2 protein-coding genes are annotated in these 698 nt (G+C 45.7%); both read left to right on the top strand.

The window, feature by feature from the left end:
- Positions 1–357, top strand: a 357-nt coding sequence (locus tag QUF07_RS14040; RefSeq protein WP_289428208.1) for a putative HNHc nuclease, incomplete at its 5' end; no start/stop codon positions are given.
- Positions 358–698 (top strand): DUF1064 domain-containing protein (locus QUF07_RS14035; protein ID WP_289428207.1); only part of this gene is annotated, 341 nt, incomplete at its 3' end. It lies immediately after the preceding gene.

Here is a 698-nt window from a genome sequence, read left to right as displayed (position 1 = left end):
TTCTGTTTTGAGAATGGGATTCCGTTCAAAACGAAGACATGGGATGCCATTCCTGATACGTACCCAAAAGCGATCCAATGCTTACGTCACCGTCAGTGCGTGATTTGTGGGAAATTGCATAGTGACATTGATCACTTCACGCCGGTAGGCAGAGGTAGTCGCAAGCTAGTGGATCATCGCAAACTGTACTTTGAGTGTCTCTGCCGTGAGCATCACACCGAGCGCCATCAGATGGGTGCTAAGAGCTTCATCGAGAAATATCATATACGACCAATTAAGTTGTCAGAAGATGACTTGATTGCGCTGCATATCATGACACGGAAACGGATGGACGAAATTGATGAAGGGATGATCTAAATGGCAAACTATCCCACAGGTGTCCAAGAGCCACCTAAGTCGGCAATTAAATTGCCAAGAAAGGGCAATAAGTTCAACGCCCACAAAATGAGTATTGATGGTCACCAATTTGATAGCAAGGCCGAGGGTGCGTACTACCTGCACTTGAAGAACTTGAAATTGGATTTTAAAATCCATGAAAAATTTGAGATTCAACCAGCCTTTTACTTGGATAATCCGCACAAGCGAGAATCGGCCTGCACATACAAGCCGGATTTCTCGATTTATGAAAATGGCGAGTTGGTTAGTGTGGTGGACATTAAGGGCGGCGACGCAACTCTCACTGAAGCGTCACGGCTACG

It is taken from the genome of Lentilactobacillus sp. TOM.63 (assembly GCF_030361045.1).
Lineage (GTDB): Bacteria > Bacillota > Bacilli > Lactobacillales > Lactobacillaceae > Lentilactobacillus > Lentilactobacillus dabitei.
Note: the sequence above shows the minus strand (reverse complement) of the source record. Positions and strands in the feature narration are given on the sequence as shown.